Origin of the sequence: Streptomyces sp. SID14478 (assembly GCF_010548525.1) — a bacterium.
In the GTDB taxonomy this organism is placed as follows: Bacteria; Actinomycetota; Actinomycetes; order Streptomycetales; family Streptomycetaceae; genus Streptomyces.
On the sequence record NZ_JAAGMG010000986.1, the window covers coordinates 39,897 to 58,504 of the forward strand.

The window sequence follows — 18,608 nt, forward strand, 5'->3', positions numbered from 1 at the left end:
ACCCCTCGGATCCCTCGATTCGGGCACGGAGTTGTCCACAGAGGGGGATTCATCCACAGAAGACCGGGCCTCGCTGGTTCTCGACCCCGAAGGCATGGGAGGCTCTGTGCATTGCGAGCCTGAAGTCGAGGAGAGTGAATCCTTGCGGTCCGACGCCAACATCGCGGGACCGATGACCGATCCGGTCCCCGGTCCCCGTACCGAATCGGCGGGGGAGGATGTTTCACGTGAAACGCCGCCCCCGATGGACGACACACCCATCGGTCGTGCTGCCCAACTGGCAGTGGAAGCTCTGGGACGCGCAGGCGAAGGCCTGCCGCGTCCGGAGCAGACCCGCGTCATGGTGGTGGCCAACCAGAAGGGCGGGGTCGGTAAGACCACGACCACGGTCAATCTGGCTGCCTCACTCGCGCTGCATGGTGCGCGAGTGCTGGTGGTTGACCTGGATCCACAGGGCAACGCCTCCACTGCCCTGGGTATCGACCACCACGCAGAGGTGCCGTCCATCTATGACGTGTTGGTGGACAGCAGGCCGCTCTCGGAAGTGGTCCAGCCTGTCCCTGACGTCGAGGGCCTCTTCTGCGCGCCGGCCACCATCGACTTGGCCGGCGCGGAGATCGAGTTGGTCTCCCTGGTGGCCCGAGAGAGCCGGCTGCAGCGAGCGATCCAGGCCTACGAGCAGCCGCTGGACTACATCCTCATCGACTGCCCGCCGTCGCTCGGTCTCCTGACGGTCAACGCGCTTGTCGCTGGGGCGGAGGTGCTGATCCCGATCCAGTGCGAGTACTACGCCTTGGAAGGGCTCGGCCAGCTTCTGAGGAACGTGGATCTCGTGCGCGGGCACCTCAACCCCGATCTGCACGTCTCGACGATCCTTCTGACGATGTACGACGGACGCACGCGGCTGGCATCCCAGGTCGCCGACGAGGTGCGTAGCCACTTCGGTGGAGAGGTCTTGCGGACGAGCATTCCTCGCTCGGTTCGTATCTCGGAGGCGCCGAGTTACGGACAGACCGTACTGACCTACGATCCGGGGTCGAGTGGTGCACTCTCGTACTTCGAAGCGGCGCGTGAGATGGCGCTGCGCGGGGTCGGGATCCGCTACGACGCCCAGCATGCCCACGCGGGCACTCAACTTGACCAGCAGAGCACGCCGGAGGGTATTCAGTGAGCGAGCGACGGAGGGGGCTGGGTCGTGGGCTCGGCGCGCTGATCCCGGCCGCCCCCACGCCGGAGAAGTCGGCGTCGGCAGGTTCGGCGGGAGGAGTCTCGACTTCACCCACGGCCGTGCCGGTTCTGACGGCGGAGCGCGGGGTGGCGGCAGCCAAGGTGGCAGCGCTCTCGCAGCAGGGCAATGTTTCACGGGAAACCGAAGAGCCGGCGAGCCGTGCGGCGGAGGAGTTCGACGCTCCCGCAGGCGCGTACTTCGCGGAGCTTCCGCTCGATTCCATCACGCCCAACCCGCGGCAGCCGCGTGATGTGTTCGACGAGGACGCCCTTGCCGAACTCATCACGTCCATCAAGGAAGTCGGTCTGCTGCAGCCTGTCGTCGTACGACAGGTGGGCCCCGCGCGCTACGAGCTCATCATGGGCGAGCGGCGCTGGAGGGCGTGCCGCGAGGGAGGCCTTGAGCGCATCCCGGCCATCGTGCGGGCGACGGACGACGAGAAGCTGCTTCTCGACGCGCTCCTGGAGAACCTGCACCGTGCGCAGCTGAACCCGCTGGAAGAGGCGGCTGCCTACGATCAGTTGCTGAAGGACTTCAACTGCACGCACGACCAGTTGGCGGATCGTATCGGCCGGTCTCGTCCGCAGGTGTCCAACACCCTGCGTCTCCTGAAGCTCTCGCCGGCGGTGCAGCGGCGAGTCGCGGCGGGCGTCCTGTCTGCGGGCCACGCCCGTGCGCTTCTCTCCGTCGACGACTCGGAGGAGCAGGACCGACTGGCTCACCGCATTGTTGCCGAAGGGCTTTCGGTGCGGGCCGTCGAGGAGATCGTGACGCTCATGGGCTCGCGGCCCACGAGCACGGCGCGAGCGAAGGGCCCGAGGGCCGGCACGCGAGTCGCTCCGGCGCTCACGGATCTTGCCGGAAGGCTCTCGGACCGGTTCGAGACGCGGGTGAAGGTCGACCTGGGGCAGAAGAAGGGCAAGATCGTCGTCGAGTTCGCTTCGATGGATGATCTGGAGCGCATCCTCGGTACGTTGGCTCCTGGCGAGGGGCCGGTTCTGCAGAACGGTCTCTCCGAGGACGGCGAAGGCGACGCAGAGGGCTGAGGGTCCTCGCGACCGAAAAGCGGGCTGTGTCCGGTGTGTACCGGAACACGGCCCGCTCTTTGCTTTCTTACGGTATCGATGGAATCGCATCGTGGTTACGATGCGAGCGGGAAGAGCGCATCCACCCGGCAGCACCTCATCGGGGAGGCGGGGGTCATGCGATCGGTGAGTCGCACCGGACTGATGACCGCAGGTCTCGGACTGGGCGCGGTCGGCGGATTCGTCGGCAGTCTGCTCAGGGAACGGAGCGCTCTGACAGCAGCCCGCGTTGCTGCGGGTGAAGGAAGCGAGGATCTGCCTTCATGGGGCGTCGGCTCGTACCGCTCACGCTGGACAACCTTCCGGACCTCCCCAAGCGTTGCCGCTCGTGTGTTTTCTGGGAGCTGGACCCCGTCAGCGGCCAGGCCGCAGTAACAGCGGGCACGCCCGAACTGGAAAAAGAGGCGTGGATCTCCGCTGTCCTGTTGGAGTGGGGCTCCTGCGGCCGTGTCGTCTACGTCGATGATGTGCCGGTCGGGTTCGTGCTCTACGCACCCCCGGCGTATGTGCCCCGCTCCACCGCGTTCCCCACGAGCCCGGTGTCCCCTGATGCCGTTCAGCTGATGACGGCGTGGATCATGCCCGGCTATCAGAGCCAAGGGCTGGGCCGAGTCATTGTGCAGACTGTCGCCAAGGACTTGCTGCGCCGGGGATTCAAGGCGATCGAGGCCTTTGGCGACGCGCAGTGGAAAGAGCCGGCCTGTCTGCTGCCCGCCGACCATCTGTTGGCCGTCGGGTTCAAGACCGTGCGGACGCACCCTTCGTACCCGAGGCTGCGGCTGGAGCTCCGGACGACGCTCTCGTGGAAAGAGGATGTCGAGATGGCGCTGGACCGTCTTCTGGGCGCGGTGCAGAAGGAACCTGCCCTGCGGCCTCTCTGACAGGTCCCGTAAAACGCTGACGGGCCAACCCGGTGGGGTTGGCCCGTTCGTGTTTCACGTGAAACAGCGTCTGCAGTCCGTGAAACGGAGACGTCGAATCGTCGAATTACTCGGCGATGAAGTCTTCGAGGTCGCGCACGATCGCGGCCTTGGGCTTGGCGCCGACGATGGTCTTGGCGACCTCGCCACCCTGGTAGACGTTCAGGGTCGGGATCGACATGACACCGTACTTGGCGGCAATGCCCGGGTTCTCGTCGATGTTCAGCTTGACGACCTCGATCTTGTCGCCGTACTCGGCGGCAATGGCCTCGAGCGACGGGGCGATCTGGCGGCACGGACCGCACCAGGCCGCCCAGAAGTCGACCAGGACAGGCTTGTCGCTCTTCAGGACATCCTCGTCGAAGGAAGAGTCCGTCACGTTCTTCAGGTTGCCGGCCACAGCAGGCTCCTCATTTCTTGGGGGGTGTGGGAGGGAAAGTTCAGGGTCAGACGGTGGCGGTCGGCGTCTTCTCGGGCTCCGCCGCTTCACCGTCGGCGAGTGCCGCGAGGAACCGCTCGGCGTCGAGGGCGGCGGAGCAGCCGGTGCCGGCTGCCGTGATCGCCTGACGGTAGGTGTGGTCCACGACGTCGCCGGCACCGAAGACACCGGTCAGGTTCGTGTGCGTGGACGGGGCGGCGACCTTCAGGTAGCCCTCTCCATCCAGCTCCAGCTGGCCCTTGAAGAGCTCAGTCCGCGGGTCGTGGCCGATGGCGATGAACAGGCCGGTCACCGGCAGCTCGGACGTCTCGCCTGTCTTGAGGTTGCGCAGCGTCAGACCGGCGAGCTTCGGGTCGCCCTTGATCTCGGCGACTTCGCTGTCCCAGATGAACTTGATCTTCGGGTCGGCGTAAGCGCGCTCCTGCATCGCCTTCGAGGCACGCAGGGTGTCACGACGGTGCACGATCGTCACGGACTTGGCGAAGCGCGAGAGGAAGGTCGCCTCCTCCATCGCGGTGTCGCCACCACCGATCACGGCGATGTCCTGGTCCTTGAAGAAGAACCCGTCGCAGGTCGCGCACCAGGACACGCCACGGCCGGACAGGGCGTCCTCGTTCGGCAGGCCGAGCTTGCGGTGCTGCGAGCCGGTGGTGACGATGACGGCCTTCGCGCGGTGCACGGTGCCCGCAGTGTCCGTCACGGTCTTGATCTCACCGGTCAGGTCGACGGACACCACGTCGTCGGGGACGAGCTCGGCGCCGAAGCGCTCGGCCTGGCCCCGCATGTTGTCCATGAGCTCGGGGCCCATGATGCCGTCCTGGAAGCCCGGGAAGTTCTCCACCTCGGTCGTGTTCATCAGGGCGCCACCAGCGGTGACGGCACCTTCGAACACAAGCGGCTTCAGCGACGCGCGCGCGGTGTAGAGCGCCGCCGTGTAGCCGGCGGGCCCGGAGCCGATGATGATCACGTTACGGACGTCGCTCACGGCTTGATTCCTCGTCTCTGCGGGACTGCTGCGTACTGCCGGGGGAGCCTCTTCTCGTGACTCTCACCCCACCCAACGGATCCTACGGGGCATGCATTCCCGACGTGTCCGGGTGCAGGTCGGGAGTGCGTTCGGGTACCCCTCGGGGTACCTCTCAGCCGCGGTCGTAGTCGTGGGTGTACAGCAGCTTGCCCACAGGGGTGGCCTGTTTCACACAAGCGGCATCCACGACGAAGGCGGTGACCCGGTGAGCCGGATCGCTGCTGTGGGGCAGCACGACCAGGTAGGCGCCTTTGCCTTCGTACGTGCCCATCTCGGCCGCGAGGGGGTCCTCGTTGCGGTGGGTTCCGAGCTGGATGCACGCAGGGACCGAGACTGCCCGCTTCGGGAGCGCGTTGGGCGTCTTGGGGCCGCTCTCCTTGGTGCCGAACGACGGCTCTTCCGTAGAGGTGGGCGCAGGGCTGAGCCCGCCCGAGCCCAGAAGATCCGACACCTTCGCCTTCAGGGGACTCCCGGCGAAGGTGTCCGCGGTGTCGGTTGACGGCGTATGACCGGCTACGGGAGAACCGCCGCCGTTCTGCAGCAGTAGTGCCCCGACGCCGAGCGCGGCCGCTGTCAGGACGGCACCCAGGGCGGCGCCTGTGCGGCGACGCTTCGTGGTTCGCGGTTTGCGTCCCGGCCCAGCGGCGGCGCGGGAGTGGCCCGCAGGCCGGTCGGCGGGACGCGGAGCCGGATCAGGAACGTCAGCTCGCGATGTTTCACGTGAAACGGGGTCAGCTGCTTCGCTCGCCGTGTGCGCCTGCGCTGCGGGAGGGAGGTTGTCCAGGAATGCCTCTGCGGCCAGCGCCGCGTCGATCCGACTGGCGACGTCCTCGGGCATGCGGGGCGTCCCCGGCAGGCTGCCGAGCACGCCGCGGATCTCTTCCAGTGAGGCGTACACGTCGGCGCACAGGGCGCAGTTGTCGAGGTGGCGTCGGACGTCGGACGTACGGGACGTCGGCAGCAGGCCTTCGGCGAGGTCGGAGATCTCGGTGACCTCCGGGTGCTCCGCCGTGTCGGTCGTGGATGTCACGCTCGCCCACCTCCGCCCTTCACCGCAGCCGAATCACTAGGTCCTGCCTCGTCTCGAGGCCCCGCTGCGGGTGGGACGGATGTCCCCTGCGTCCGGTTCCTTCCGGGGGGCGGGTTCTCGCCACCTTCCTGACCACCGCTCTCTGTGCGCAGGTGTGTCAGGAGGGGAAGGAGTTTGGCTCTGCCTCGGGCGCAGCGGCTTTTCACGGTCCCGATGGGGGCATCCAGGATCCGGGCAGCCTCCGCCACTGGATATCCCTGCATGTCGACCAGGACGAGAGCCGCCCGCTGATCGGTCGGCAGCGAGCGCAGGGCTTCCAGGAGTTCCCGGTGGAGGTCGTTGCGTTCCGCGGGAGCGGCGGCCGACTCGTGCGGCTCGAGAAGCTGCTCCAGGCGCTCGGTGTCGTCCACCGGTGCGGTCTTCCTGGAGGCTGTCTTGCGGGCGCGGTCCAGGCAGGCGTTCACCGTGATGCGGTGCAGCCAGGTGGTCACGGCGGACTGCCCGCGGAAGGTGTGCGCGGCGCGGTAGGCCGAGACCAGCGCGTCCTGCACCGCGTCGGCGGCCTCCTCCCGGTCTCCCAGAGTCCGCAGGGCCACGGCCCAGAGCCGGTCCCGGTGCCGCCGCACGATCTCACCGAAGGCGTCCTTGTCCCCCGCGACATGACGGGCCAGGAGGTCCTGGTCGCTCGCTTCGCCAGAGGCGTCGTCCACTGCCGAACATCTCCCCCTGCGAGTTCCGATGCGTCAGCCGGTGAACTTCACGTCCGTGATGCCCTGCTTGTAGCCGGCGTCGCTGTACCCATCCTTGCCTGCGTGGGGCAGTGCAGTCAGCCAGACGAGTACATAGCGCGTCTTGACCGGTTCGTCGGCCTTGATGTCCGCGGAGGCGCTCGTGGTCTGGGTCTTGGCCCCGATTCGCTTCAGACCGTCCACCGAGGACGGTGTGAGGGAGTCCGCCGCGTACAGGGAGACCGTGGTGTGGTCACCACCGTAGTGAAGCTTTATTGACGCGGACGACACGTCCCGGGCGGAGCCGAGGTCGTAGACGATGCCGACACCGGGCTTTATGACGATCTCCGGGCCGTCGTAGAACGAGTTGGTCCGCCAGTACGAGGAACTGTCGTCGTCATACGTCTTCGCGACGTCCTGGGGCGCTTGCGCGTTCCCCTCGGCGACGAACTCCTTGGCGTCCTGGATACTGATCGGCTTGGCGGGCTTCTGGTCGTTCTTGCCGCCGCCGTCGGTGGTGTGCGTGGTCTCGTCGGAGCCGCCGGACTTTCCCTGTTCCATGAGGGCGTCCGCGAGCTGCCAGCTGCCGAGACCCAGAGCGGCGATGAGCAGCGCCGACACGGCCCACTTGAGGACCTTTCCGGTGCGGCTCTGCAGCGGGGGCGGCGGTGTCGGCAGGGGCTGGGTGGCGCCGGGCGCGGCTGTGCGGCCGTAGGAGCCCTGCTGGTACGTGGTGCGCTGGTACTCCGCGGGCGCGGTGAACGCCGGCTCCGGCGGGCGGATCTTGGGCATCTCGCCGATGGCCTTCACCAGGTCCTCGGGCGTGGTGCACGGCGGTTCCTGGCGGGACGCCGTCGCTCCGTCGTTGGCGAGCGCGCGCATGGCGAGCTCCGCGAGGCCGCGGTGGACGCCGGCCCGCACCTGGTCGGGGGCGATGAGACCGACGCCCTTGGGCAGCCCCGAAAGGCCGTACGCGTCGTCCTCGTACGGCCAGCGCTGCGTCAGAGCTGCGTAGAGGAGGGCGCCGATCGCTTCGGCGTCGGTGCGCTGCGGGGTGTCGGACGTGATGCCGCGCAGCGCCGCGTTCACGGCGAGGCCGCGGATGCGCCACTGCCCGGTGGAGGTGCGCAGCACGGCGCTGGGCGTGAGCCGCAGATGGGCGAGGCCTTCGCGGTGTGCGGCAGCCATGGCGTGTGCGACCTGGTTGACCATCTGGTAGGCGTCGTGCGCGTCGAGCGAGCTCGCCGCGAGCAGCGCCGTCATCTCGGTGGCGTCGGGAAGCCACTCGTGCACGACGTAGACGAGATCGTTCTCCTCGACCGCGTCGAGGACCTGCACGAAGCGCGGGTCGCCGAGCAGCGCCGACGAGCGGGCGGCGGCCAGTACCGAACGAGCGCGTGGATGGTCGGCGGGCAGCAGATGCACGCCGACGGCACGGCGGAGCTTCTCGTCCACTGCACGCCAGCTGCTGAAACCGTCCAGACGGGTGACGCACTCTTCGAGTCGATAGCGTCTGGCGAGCTTGTGACCGCTGTGCAGCTCGGGCGGTGAGGACGTGCCGGGGCGCATGTGTGTGCCCGTCTCCGCGGTGTCCGCGGTCTCCTCGCGCACCGTGGTGTCCCGCTCCCCGGTATCGACTGCCCCGTCGGCCGTGGCCTGCTCCGCCTTGCCCACCTTGGCGGTCAGCGGCTCATCACCGCCGTTGTCGGCCACGTCGACGGCAGCCGTGCTCCGTTCCGCCACCGTCGTTCCTGCCTCCCCATCCGTTGCAATCACTCCGACGCCAAAGCCAATTGTGCCCACAGTCCAGCGCTATGCACGACACGCGGTGGTCGCCGATGGTTGTGCGCGAATCCGGTCGTGTCAGCGACCGAGACGACCGCGGACCATTCCGACCATCGAATTCAGCTCTTCGATCCGCATCTTGCGGGCGGCCACGTAGAAGATTCCCAGCAGCACCGCACCGCCGACGACCAGGGCTGCGATCGATCCGGCAGCTCCGTGGCCGAGGCTCTTGGTCAGCGCGTACCCGATTCCGCCGCCGATGATCGTCGCAGGTACGGCAGCGAGGCAGAGCCGGGCGTACGTACGCACGACGTTCGCGCCGTCCAGGTCGCCGCCGAGCCGCTTGCGCAGCCGCTGCCACGCGACACCGACACCGATCGCGTACGCGAGACCGTACGAGAAGGCCATGCCGACGACCGCCCATCGTGCGGGCAGGATCACGTAGCACAGGGCCGAGGCGGCCGCGTTGACCGCGGCGACGATGACCGTGTTGTAGAAGGGCGTCCGGGTGTCCTCGTACGCGTAGAAGCCGCGTAGCACCACGTACTGCACGGAGAACGGGATGAGGCCGAGGCCGAACGCCATGAGGATGTAGCCCATGGACTGGGCGGCCTCGGTGCCGCTGGAGCCGAACAGCAGGGTGCACATCGGCACGCCGAGCGCCACGAACATGAAGGCGACGGGGACGATCGCGACGGCCGAGGTGCGCAGGCCCGAGGAGATGTCGTCGCGGACGGCACCCGAGTCGCCGTCGTGGGCTGCGCGCGAGATGCGCGGCAGCATCGCGGCCATGACGGAGACGGTGATGATGGCCTGCGGCATGCCCCAGATGAGCTGGGCGTTGGAGTAGCCCATGATGCCGGTGCCGTTGACCGGGGACGCCTCACCGGCCGCGGTGGCGAGCTGGGTGACGACGATGACGCCGGCCTGGTTGGCGAGCACGAACAGTACGGTCCACTTGGCCAGCTTCACGGCCTTGCCGAGGCCGTGGCCCTTCCAGTCGAAGCGGAGGCGGAAGCGGAAGCCGGTCTCGCGCAGATACGGGATCATCGCCAGCGCCTGCACGGTCAGGCCGAGCAGGGTGCCGATCCCCAGGAGGCGGATGCCGTCGGCCGGGATGGTCGTCACGCCCATGTGGGACTCGGCCGCGGTGCCGTAGACCCAGATGAACATGCCGAACGTGAAGATCATGACGATGTTGTTGAGGACCGGGGTCCACATCATCGCGCCGAACTTCCCGCGGGCGTTCAGGATCTGGCCCATGACGACGTGCACGCCCATGAAGAAGATGGTGGGCAGGCAGTAGCGGGCGAAGGTGACGCCGACGCTGTCGGCGGCGGCATTGCTGGAGACCGTGTCCGACATCAGGTTGATCAGCACCGGTGCCGCGACCACGACGATCGTGACGATCACGGCCAGCGCGACCATCACGAGGGTGAGGAGGCGGTTGGCGTAGGCCTCCCCGCCGTCGTCGTCCTCCTTCATGGCGCGGACCAGCTGCGGCACGAACACCGAGTTCAGACCGCCGCCGACGGTCAGGATGTAGATCATCGTCGGCAGCGTGTAGGCGACGGTCCAGGTGTCGCCGAGGAGTCCGGCGCCCAGCGCCGCGGTGATCACCATCGTCCGGACGAATCCGGTGAGGCGGGAGACGAGCGTGCCCGCCGCCATCACCGCGCTCGACTTCATGAGGCTGGAGGCGCGGCCGCCCTTCTTGGAAGCGGGCGCCGGGGCGGGGGCAGCCGGAGGCGGCGGTACCGGGACCTGACCGAGGACCTGGGTCGCGTCGTCGAGGGGCGGCCCGGCTACCGGAGCGCGGCCTCCGGTGTACCCGGGCTGCTGGTCGCGGAAGAGGTGGGCGAAGGCGTCCGGCTCCTGGCGCTCGTCGGCTGCCTGCGTCACCAGGTCGTCGACGCCCACGAACTGGGTGGTGCGGGCGTCGTCGCCGTACGGCAGGTACTGGGTGGGGCCCTCCGGCTCCGGTGCGGGCGTCTGCGCCCACACCCGGGGGTCGGGCTGGTACTGGTTCGTGGGGGGCGGCGCGTACAAGGGCTGCGCCTGGTACGTCCCCGGGGGCGGCGGCGGGTGTGCGGCGCGGTCGTACAGCGCCTCCGTCACCGGGTCCTGGGCCGCGAGGTCCTGCGCGCGGTAGGGGTCCTGGCTGTAGGCGTCCTGGAGGTACGCGTCCTGCGGATACGCATCGGGTGCGGGCTGAGGCGGCGGAACCTGCCCGCCGGACCCGTGAGGACCGGCGTACGGGTGGCCATCACCCGAGGCAGAGCCGCCCGAGCCCTGGCCACGGTCACCGTCGTACGGCGCGTTCATGGATACCCCACCTCATCGTCCCCGGCCCACCGGCCACGACATCGCTCAACGGTCCACTCTCTCACCCGTGCCCGACGGGGCCGCGCTTTCCGAAGTGGTGTCAGCCGTCGGGTCACTCGGCTGCTGCGGAACGTCTGCCCGCGCGGTGGGCGCCTGCGACTCCTCCGGCTCGCTCTGCGCGGCCTCGGCGGAGTCGTCCTGCGGCCCGTCGTTCACCTGCTGGGCGGCGACGGCGCGCTTGCGCTGGGTGTACATCCGGAACCCGGCCAGGACCAGCAGCAGGACACCGCCGGCGATGACGAGCATCACGGTCGGCGTGATCTCGGTGGCATCCACCGTGAAGGCGATCCGCTTGCTGTAGGGCTGGTTGTCCTCGGTGAACAGCTGGGCGTAGACGGTGACCGGTCCGGTGGCCTTGGCGGTGGTGGTGAACTTCACGGACTGGCTGTGCCCGCTGGCGATCTTCACCGTCTTGTCCTCGAAGGCGCCGTCACCGATCTTGAGGCGCGTCCCGTTCTTCGACGTGAGGCGCAGGACCAGATGGTCGACGTCCTGCCACAGGTTGTTCTGCACGGACACCGGGATGGTGGCGCTGCGCCCCGAGAGCCGGACGTCGGACTTCTTGATCAGCTGGACCTGTCCGGTGAGGCCGGAGAGGTACTTTCCGACGCTGTCACGGAAGGTGTGGGAGGGGTCGCTCTTGCTCCGCCACGACGTGGACATCTCCCGGTCCATCGCGCGACCGAACGGGGTCACCACCCGGGACCGGTCGGTGAGGACGACCTTGAAGTTCTCCAGCGCGTTCTGGGTGTTCTGGATCTGCTGGAATGCCGACTGCGACAGTTCCTGCTTGCGCAGCGATGCCGGGTAGGACCGGGAGGACGGGACGTGCGTCGTCGCGCCCGGGTCGGGCTTCGCCGTGGCGGCCGCGGGCAGGGTCTGGGACTGCGACCAGGTGCTTCCCTGCAGGGCGCGCACGGCCTGGGCCAGGGAATGGGCCTGGCCGGTGGTGGGCATCCGCTGCGGGGCCACGACGACGCTGCGCTGCTTGTCCGTCTGCAGGTTGAGCATCAGGCTCTGGGCGAGGAACTTCTGGACGGCGAGGGTGGAGTTCTCGGCGCGCGCCATGTCGCCCTGGAACGCGGTAGACAGGCGGGCGTCGGCGACCACGGCGGTGGCGCCGCCACCGATGGGGCGCGCGGCGGAGGGCGTGTACGCGAGGGCGCTGGACTCCCCGAAGCTGTCACTGCGCGCGATGATCTTGTCCGCGCCCGCGGACGTCGCGACCTTGACGATGTCCGGGTCCACCGCGCCCTCGGCGGGCCACGCGTAGGACGTGTCCGGCCTCACGTGCAGGATGGTGTCCACGGTCGTCACAGCGGCATCCGTGGCGTCCTTGAGGTGGCCCAGCGACCCGGTGACCTTCGTGCCCGAGTGCGCGAGCGACGCCAGGTCCGGGTCGGCGAAGGGCAGCGTGACGACCTTCTGGCTCTGTACGGCGTTCTGCAGGTTGCTCAGCCACTCCTTGGCGAGCGCCTGGTCCCTGCCGGACGTGAACTTTCCGTCCGCGCCCTTGATCTTGTACGTCCCCGTCATCGCGTCGACCGAGGCCAGCAGGTCGGGATCGATCACCCACGTGACGTCGAGGTCGCTGCCGAGCTCCAGCATCTGCTGCAGACGGCCCCCCGGGCCGATCTGCTTGGCCAGGCTGTCGTCGCCGAACACGGGGGTCTGCTGTTCGTCCGCGCCCGTCTCGGCGGTGAGGTGGGTGTCGGAGATCAGCGGCCACAGCACTGTGGTCCTGGTCCTGGTGTCGGCCCCGTCGGGCTGCCAGGGAAGGAAGGTCCGCTGGATGCCGAGCGTCTGCTGGTACGGAAGCGCGGCGGTCTGGCCCTTGAGAGCCACGCTGATCTGGTAGACGCCGTCCGCACCGAGGTGCAGTTCCTTGGCCGGAACCGACAGGCTGAAGTCCTGGGTCGCGCCGGGCGCCAGCCTCGCGAACTTCTTGGCGTACTTGCCGGCGACCTCGGTGCCGTCCTGGACGCCGCCCGAGGAGTTCTTCGCGGCGTTGTCGATGGCCGAGCGCCCGCTGTAGGGAACGCCGACCCGCAGGCCCACGTGGGCGTCGGTGACGGTCTGCTTGCCCCTGTTGGTGATCTTCCCGCGGACCGTGACCGTGTCCTGCTCCGACGGAACCTGGGGCGTGAGGCCGTTCACGGCAATGTCGACGGTGCTCGTCCCGGTCGCGTCCGCGGCGGCCGACGACGGAGCGGAAGCCGCGGCGGGAGCGGCAGCGGGCAGCAAGGGCAGCGCAGCGAGGAGCGGCGCTGCGGCGAGCAGTGCTCCGGTGCGCCGCAGCAGACGGCGGGCAGGTGAGGGAGTCATCCCTGGGAAGTCTGCCGCCTCGGCCACGCGCTCGTCCGTCCCTCGTCGTCGTCAGTGGTCGCAGATGTGTCCACGCATGGTAACGAGGAGCACTGTGGCTGAGTGCCACGGTCTGCCCCACAAGATCGTGGAGCCAGGGTAGGGGGCCGCTCGTACGGTCTTGCCGCAGGCCCCGGGAAACGGTTCGGTCCGGGTGCTCCGGGCCACGTACCCTGTCCTGTTGTGCCGAACGCCAATGAAGACAACCCCAGTGCCCTGAGCCAGGTGCAGCGCCGCGCGGTCAGTGAACTGCTGCGGGTCTCGCCTGTCGCAGACGACCTCGCCCGGAGATTCCAGGAGGCTGGTTTCTCGCTTGCCCTGGTCGGCGGTTCGGTCCGGGACGCACTGCTCGGCCGGCTCGGCAATGACCTGGACTTCACCACGGACGCCCGTCCCGAGGACGTACTGAAGATCGTCCGACCCTGGGCCGACTCCGTGTGGGAGGTCGGGATCGCGTTCGGCACCGTCGGCTGCCAGAAGAACGCCCGCGTCGGTGACGTCGAGCAGACTTTCCAGGTCGAGGTCACCACGTACCGCTCCGAGGCGTACGACCGCACCTCGCGCAAGCCCGAGGTGTCGTACGGCAATTCCATCGAGGAAGACCTCGTCCGGCGCGACTTCACGGTGAACGCGATGGCCGTCGCTCTCCCAGAGAAGGACTTCATCGATCCGCACGGCGGTCTGGAGGACCTGGCGACGCACCTCCTGCGCACGCCGGGCACCCCCGAGGACTCCTTCTCCGACGACCCCCTGCGGATGATGCGGGCGGCCCGCTTCGCCGCACAGCTCGACTTCGAGGTCGCCCCCGAGGTCGTCTCCGCGATGAAGGCCATGGCCGGCCGTATCGAGATCGTCTCCGCCGAGCGTGTCCGGGACGAGCTGAACAAGCTGATCCTCTCCGCGCACCCGCGCAAGGGCCTCACGCTGCTCGTCGACACCGGCCTGGCCGACTACGTCCTGCCCGAGCTGCCGGCCCTGCGTCTGGAGCGCGACGAGCACCACCGGCACAAGGACGTCTACGACCACACGCTGATCGTGCTCGAGCAGGCGATGGCGCTGGAGACCGACGGCCCCGACCTCACGCTGCGCCTCGCGGCCCTGCTGCACGACATCGGCAAGCCGCGCACGCGACGCTTCGAGCAGGACGGTCGTGTCTCCTTCCACCACCACGAGGTGGTCGGCGCCAAGATGACGAAGAAGCGCATGACCGCGCTCAAGTACTCCAATGAGCTCGTGAAGGACATCTCGCGGCTCGTCGAATTGCACCTGCGCTTCCACGGGTATGGCACCGGCGAATGGACGGACTCCGCCGTACGCCGTTATGTGCGGGACGCGGGGCCGCTGCTCGAGCGCTTGCACAAGCTGACCCGCTCCGACTGCACGACGCGCAACAAGCGCAAGGCCAGCGCGTTGTCCCGTGCCTACGACGGCCTGGAGGAGCGCATCGCGCGGCTTCAGGAACAGGAAGAGCTGGACTCGATCCGCCCGGACCTCGACGGCAACCAGATCATGGAGGTCCTGGACGTGGGCCCCGGCCCGGCGATCGGGCAGGCGTACAAGTTCCTGCTGGAGCTGCGCCTGGAGAACGGCCCGATGGAGCATGACGCGGCGGTGGCAGCCCTCAAGGAGTGGTGGGCCGGCCGCTCTCAGGACTGAGGTGACCCGTCAGCAATGTCTTGGGGCGCTGTTTCACGTGAAACAGCGCCCCAAGACATTGCTGACGGGAGACAGGGTCGGCGGGTGTTTCACGTGAAACACCCGCCGCGGGGTCAGGCCGTGCCGTTCACTTTCACGCGAGGCCGGAGCCGGGCCATGACGAGCGCCACCGCCCCATAGAGGGCCGCTACGAGGACCACGAGCGGGACCGAGCGGCCGTCCGGCGGCAGCATCAGCGCGGCCACTCCTGCCGCCCCGACGAACGAGACGTTGAACAGCACGTCGTAGACCGAGAAGACGCGGCCGCGAAAGCCGTCGTCCACCGAGGACTGGACGACCGTGTCGGTGGCGATCTTCGCCCCTTGTGTGGCCAGCCCGAGGACGAAGGCGGCCACGAGCGTGGGGGCGGGTGCGAAGGGCAACCCCAGGGCGAGTTCCAGGACGGCGGCGGCAGCCGCGCAGACGACGATCCAGCCGCTCGCCCCGAAGTGTCCCGCGGCGGTCGGTGTCACCACGGCCGCCACGAAGAAGCCTGCTCCCGAGATCCCCAGGGCGAGCCCCAGCAGGGCCAGCCCTTCGGACTCCGTGGACGACCACGCGTAGCGGCACAGCATGAGCACCATGACGAGCAGTGCGCCGTAGCAGAACCGCAGCACCGTCATCGCGGCGAGGGCCTGGGCGGCGGGCCGTCGGGACGCCAGGTGGCGCATGCCGGACAGGAGGTCCCGCGCGGTGCCTGTCAGCGCGGCTCCCAGACGCGGCTGCACCAATTCACGGTCCGGCCCCAGAAGGTGTGGATCCATGCGGAGAGAGGCGAGCGCGGCGCAGAGATAGAGGGCCGCACCGAGCAGGACGACGGCTGCGTCCGAATCCGAGGCGACCAGTCGCACGGCGAAGGCGAGACCGCCGCCGACGGTCGCGGCGAGCGTCCCTGCCGTCGGGGAGAGCGAGTTGGCCATCATCAGGCGATCGGCATCGACCACGCGCGGCAGTGCTGCCGAGAGTCCGGACAGCACGAAGCGGTTGACCGCGGTGACGCAGAGCGCGGAGGCGTAGAAGAGCCAGTCCGGCGCGTGACTCAGCATCAGGACGGCTGTGGCGGAGGCCAGCAGCACGCGGAGGAGGTTGCCGTACAGGAAGACCTGGCGGCGCCGCCAGCGGTCGAGCAGAACGCCCGCGAAGGGGCCCACGAGGGAGTACGGCAGGAGCAGGACGGCCATCGCCGAGGCGATCGCGGCCGGTGACGTCTGCTTCTCCGGGGAGAAGACGACGTAGGTGGCGAGCGCGATCTGGTACACACCGTCCGCGCCCTGGGAGAGCAGCCGCAGCGTGAGCAGGCGCCGGAAGTCGCGCAGGCGCAGCAGGACGCGCAGGTCACGGACGACAGCCATGGGGCACAGCCTCACATACGGGAGAGGCCCCCGGACGCACCGAGGGTGCGTTCCAGGGGCCTCAACAGCCTTCAGGCGGACGGTGTTTCACGTGAAACACCGTCCCGGAGGGAAGGTCAGCGCTCGACCTCGCCCTTGATGAACTTCTCGACGTTCTCGTAGGCCTCGTCGTCGAAGTACTGCACCGGCGGGGACTTCATGAAGTACGAGGAAGCGGAGAGGATCGGGCCGCCGATGCCGCGGTCCTTGGCGATCTTCGCGGCGCGCACGGCGTCGATGATGACACCCGCGGAGTTCGGGGAGTCCCAGACCTCGAGCTTGTACTCGAGGTTCAGCGGGACCTCACCGAAGGCGCGACCCTCGAGGCGGACGTACGCCCACTTGCGGTCGTCGAGCCATGCGACGTAGTCGGACGGGCCGATGTGGACGTTCTTGTCGCCCAGCTCACGGTCGCGGATCTGCGAGGTGACGGCCTGCGTCTTCGAGATCTTCTTCGACTCGAGGCGGTCGCGCTCGAGCATGTTCTTGAAGTCCATGTTGCCGCCGACGTTGAGCTGCATGGTGCGCTCAAGACGGACACCGCGGTCCTCGAACAGCTTCGCCATCACGCGGTGCGTGATGGTCGCGCCGACCTGCGACTTGATGTCGTCGCCGACGATCGGGACGCCCGCCTCGGTGAACTTGTCCGCCCACTCCTTGGTGCCGGCGATGAAGACCGGGAGGGCGTTGACGAACGCGACCTTGGCGTCGATGGCGCACTGGGCGTAGAACTTCGCCGCGTCCTCGGAGCCGACGGGCAGGTAGCAGACGAGAACGTCGACCTGCTTGTCCTTGAGGATCTGGACGACGTCGACGGGGGTCTCGGAGGACTCCTCGATCGTCTCGCGGTAGTACTTGCCCAGGCCGTCGAGCGTGGTGCCGCGCTGGACCTGGACACCCGTGTTCGGGACGTCGCAGATCTTGATGGTGTTGTTCTCGGAGGCGCCGATGGCGTCCGCGAGGTCGAGGCCGACCTTCTTCGCGTCGACGTCGAACGCGGCGACGAACTCGACGTCGCCGACGTGGTAGTCGCCGAACTGGACGTGCATGAGGCCGGGGACCTTGGTCTCCGAGTCAGCGTCCTTGTAGAACTCGACGCCCTGCACCAGCGAGGCGGCGCAGTTGCCCACGCCGACGATGGCTACGCGAACCGAACCCATTCCGGTTGCTCCCTGTGTGTACTGGTGAAGCCCTGAGCGGACTTCACGTGGCGGTGTCATCGGACGGATCCGGCCGGGTGCTGTCCCGGTGCCGGGGCAGGCCGCCCGTCTCTCCAGATGTGTCCTGCTGAGCTGCGTCCCCCGGGCCCGGCCGTCGCTGGTCGCGGCCCGCGCGCTCGCTCTCGATGAGCTCGTTCAGCCAGCGCACTTCGCGCTCCACGGACTCCATGCCGTGTCGCTGCAGCTCGAGCGTGTAGTCGTCCAGGCGCTCCCGGGTGCGGGCGAAGGAGAGGCGCATCTTTTCGAGGCGCTCTTCCAGCCGGCTGCGACGTCCTTCGAGGACGCGCATCCGTACGTCGCGCGACGTCTGCCCGAAGAAGGCGAATCGCGCGGCGAAGGTCTCGTCCTCGTACGCGTCGGGGCCGGTCTGTGCGAGCAGCTCCTCGAAGTGCTCCTTACCTTCCGCCGTCAACCGATAGACGATCTTGGCGCGACGCCCTGCGAGTGGAACTGCAGGGGCGTCGGCGGGACCGGCAGCCGACTCCTCGATCAACCAGCCGCTCGCGACCAGCGTCTTGAGGCACGGGTACAGCGTCCCGTAGCTGAAGGCGCGGAAGACCCCCAGCGACGTATTGAGTCGTTTGCGCAGCTCATAGCCGTGCATCGGGGACTCGCGGAGCAGTCCGAGTACGGCGAACTCAAGGATGCCGGAGCGCCGGCTCATCGTCGCCTCCTCGCTGTCGCGGGCCCATGTATCGACTCTTTATGTCGTGCTGATGTATCGACTCGATACATCAGCACGATAGAACGCCCCTACGGATGCGGCAAGAGGGATCACGGTGAACGGCGTCACATCACCGATTCGTAGGAAGCAACTTGCCTGATTTGGGGTGAACTTCGCCCCTCGGAGGGTTTTGACGGTGCGTAGTCTGTCCGCCATGCAGACCACCGGGAACCAAGTGACGCCTGGGGGCGTCGTCGTCCCGGATGTAGTGCGGATGAATGCCGGAACAGGCGCGTCCGTACTTCGGGGGGACCGGAAACCAGCCGCCGTTTCCAGGCGCGCGAGGCCGCGCCTGCCCGAGGAGTAGTCGTTCGATGAGCGAGCACCGTCGCAAACCGCCGCAGCCGCAGGGCGGCGGACGCGCCGCGGCCCGTCGCGGAGCGTCCGGAGGACCTTCAGGGCGCCGCGCGGCATCCCGTGATGCCACCGGGACGCCGTCCGCTTCCTACGGCGCCCCGAGCCCATCGGGTTCGCACGGCAACGAGGCCGAGGACCGTCCCTGGGGCGGCCGCGCCGAAGCGCGTCGCGCCCAACGTAGTGGTGGAGGCAGGCGAAGGGCCTCTGACGGCGCCGGAGCCGGTGGCGGC

Annotated in this window: 14 protein-coding genes; 4 read left to right on the forward strand and 10 right to left on the reverse strand. The window is 68.4% G+C overall.

Going from position 1 to position 18,608, the window contains the following annotated elements; translation table 11 throughout:
• Positions 1-94 precede the first annotated feature (94 nt).
• From G3I40_RS31620 to G3I40_RS31630, 3 genes are all read left to right on the forward strand, one after another.
• The gene (locus G3I40_RS31620) at positions 95-1,171 is read left to right on the forward strand and encodes a ParA family protein (RefSeq protein WP_164306055.1); all 1,077 of its coding nucleotides are present in this window, start codon (positions 95-97) and stop codon (positions 1,169-1,171) included.
• The gene (locus G3I40_RS31625; protein ID WP_164306041.1) at positions 1,168-2,274 is read left to right on the forward strand and encodes a ParB/RepB/Spo0J family partition protein; all 1,107 of its coding nucleotides are present in this window, start codon (positions 1,168-1,170) and stop codon (positions 2,272-2,274) included. Before G3I40_RS31620 ends, G3I40_RS31625 begins: the two co-directional genes overlap by 4 nt.
• Before the next feature lie 302 nt (positions 2,275-2,576).
• Complete coding sequence (locus tag G3I40_RS31630; RefSeq protein WP_164306042.1) at positions 2,577-3,194, forward strand: GNAT family N-acetyltransferase; 618 nt, start codon at positions 2,577-2,579, stop codon at positions 3,192-3,194.
• Positions 3,195-3,300: 106 nt separating this feature from the next.
• On the opposite strand, the gene trxA is transcribed toward G3I40_RS31630, so the two are convergent.
• From trxA to G3I40_RS31665, 7 genes are all read right to left on the reverse strand, one after another.
• The gene (gene trxA, locus G3I40_RS31635; RefSeq protein WP_164306043.1) at positions 3,301-3,633 is read right to left on the reverse strand and encodes a thioredoxin; all 333 of its coding nucleotides are present in this window, start codon (positions 3,631-3,633) and stop codon (positions 3,301-3,303) included.
• Positions 3,634-3,679: 46 nt separating this feature from the next.
• Positions 3,680-4,657 (reverse strand): thioredoxin-disulfide reductase, encoded by a 978-nt coding sequence (trxB, locus tag G3I40_RS31640; protein ID WP_164306044.1) that lies wholly within the window; start codon positions 4,655-4,657, stop codon positions 3,680-3,682.
• Positions 4,658-4,811: 154 nt separating this feature from the next.
• The gene (locus tag G3I40_RS31645) at positions 4,812-5,729 is read right to left on the reverse strand and encodes a hypothetical protein (protein ID WP_164306045.1); all 918 of its coding nucleotides are present in this window, start codon (positions 5,727-5,729) and stop codon (positions 4,812-4,814) included.
• Positions 5,726-6,439, reverse strand: coding sequence for an RNA polymerase sigma factor SigM (sigM, locus tag G3I40_RS31650; RefSeq protein WP_164306046.1), 714 nt, complete (start codon positions 6,437-6,439; stop codon positions 5,726-5,728). The genes G3I40_RS31645 and sigM overlap by 4 nt, the downstream gene beginning before the upstream one ends.
• Before the next feature lie 33 nt (positions 6,440-6,472).
• On the reverse strand, positions 6,473-8,200 hold the full coding sequence (locus G3I40_RS31655) for a protein kinase family protein (RefSeq protein WP_164306047.1): 1,728 nt from the start codon (positions 8,198-8,200) through the stop codon (positions 6,473-6,475).
• Positions 8,201-8,320: 120 nt separating this feature from the next.
• Positions 8,321-10,567 carry a murein biosynthesis integral membrane protein MurJ gene (gene murJ, locus G3I40_RS31660; RefSeq protein ID WP_164306048.1) on the reverse strand — a complete coding sequence of 749 codons (2,247 nt, stop codon included), beginning with the start codon at positions 10,565-10,567 and terminating at the stop codon, positions 8,321-8,323.
• Positions 10,568-10,612: 45 nt separating this feature from the next.
• Complete coding sequence (locus G3I40_RS31665; RefSeq protein ID WP_203645122.1) at positions 10,613-12,952, reverse strand: DUF6049 family protein; 2,340 nt, start codon at positions 12,950-12,952, stop codon at positions 10,613-10,615.
• 222 nt (positions 12,953-13,174) lie between these two features.
• Between G3I40_RS31665 and G3I40_RS31670 the strand changes: the two genes are divergently transcribed.
• A complete protein-coding gene (locus tag G3I40_RS31670) occupies positions 13,175-14,647 on the forward strand; it encodes a CCA tRNA nucleotidyltransferase (RefSeq protein ID WP_164306050.1) in 1,473 nt (490 codons plus the stop codon).
• Positions 14,648-14,760: 113 nt separating this feature from the next.
• Here G3I40_RS31670 and G3I40_RS31675 read toward each other — a convergent pair whose 3' ends face one another.
• From G3I40_RS31675 to G3I40_RS31685, 3 genes are all read right to left on the reverse strand, one after another.
• Complete coding sequence (locus G3I40_RS31675) at positions 14,761-16,038, reverse strand: MFS transporter (protein ID WP_164306051.1); 1,278 nt, start codon at positions 16,036-16,038, stop codon at positions 14,761-14,763.
• Positions 16,039-16,154: 116 nt separating this feature from the next.
• Entirely contained in the window at positions 16,155-17,237 is a 1,083-nt protein-coding gene (locus G3I40_RS31680; RefSeq protein WP_164306052.1) for an inositol-3-phosphate synthase, read from the reverse strand.
• A gap of 43 nt (positions 17,238-17,280) precedes the next feature.
• Positions 17,281-17,961, reverse strand: a complete 681-nt coding sequence (locus G3I40_RS31685; RefSeq protein WP_164306053.1) for a PadR family transcriptional regulator — start codon at positions 17,959-17,961, stop codon at positions 17,281-17,283.
• Positions 17,962-18,608: the final 647 nt, after the last annotated feature.

Coding starts and splice junctions, on each gene's coding strand:
- G3I40_RS31630 (WP_164306042.1), top strand. CDS start 2,577: ATGGGGCGTCGGCTCGTACCGCTCACGCTGGACAACCTTCCGGACCTC.
- G3I40_RS31685 (WP_164306053.1), bottom strand. CDS start 17,961: ATGAGCCGGCGCTCCGGCATCCTTGAGTTCGCCGTACTCGGACTGCTC.
- G3I40_RS31620 (WP_164306055.1), top strand. CDS start 95: ATGGGAGGCTCTGTGCATTGCGAGCCTGAAGTCGAGGAGAGTGAATCC.
- G3I40_RS31665 (WP_203645122.1), bottom strand. CDS start 12,952: ATGACTCCCTCACCTGCCCGCCGTCTGCTGCGGCGCACCGGAGCACTG.
- G3I40_RS31675 (WP_164306051.1), bottom strand. CDS start 16,038: ATGGCTGTCGTCCGTGACCTGCGCGTCCTGCTGCGCCTGCGCGACTTC.
- G3I40_RS31680 (WP_164306052.1), bottom strand. CDS start 17,237: ATGGGTTCGGTTCGCGTAGCCATCGTCGGCGTGGGCAACTGCGCCGCC.
- murJ (WP_164306048.1), bottom strand. CDS start 10,567: ATGAACGCGCCGTACGACGGTGACCGTGGCCAGGGCTCGGGCGGCTCT.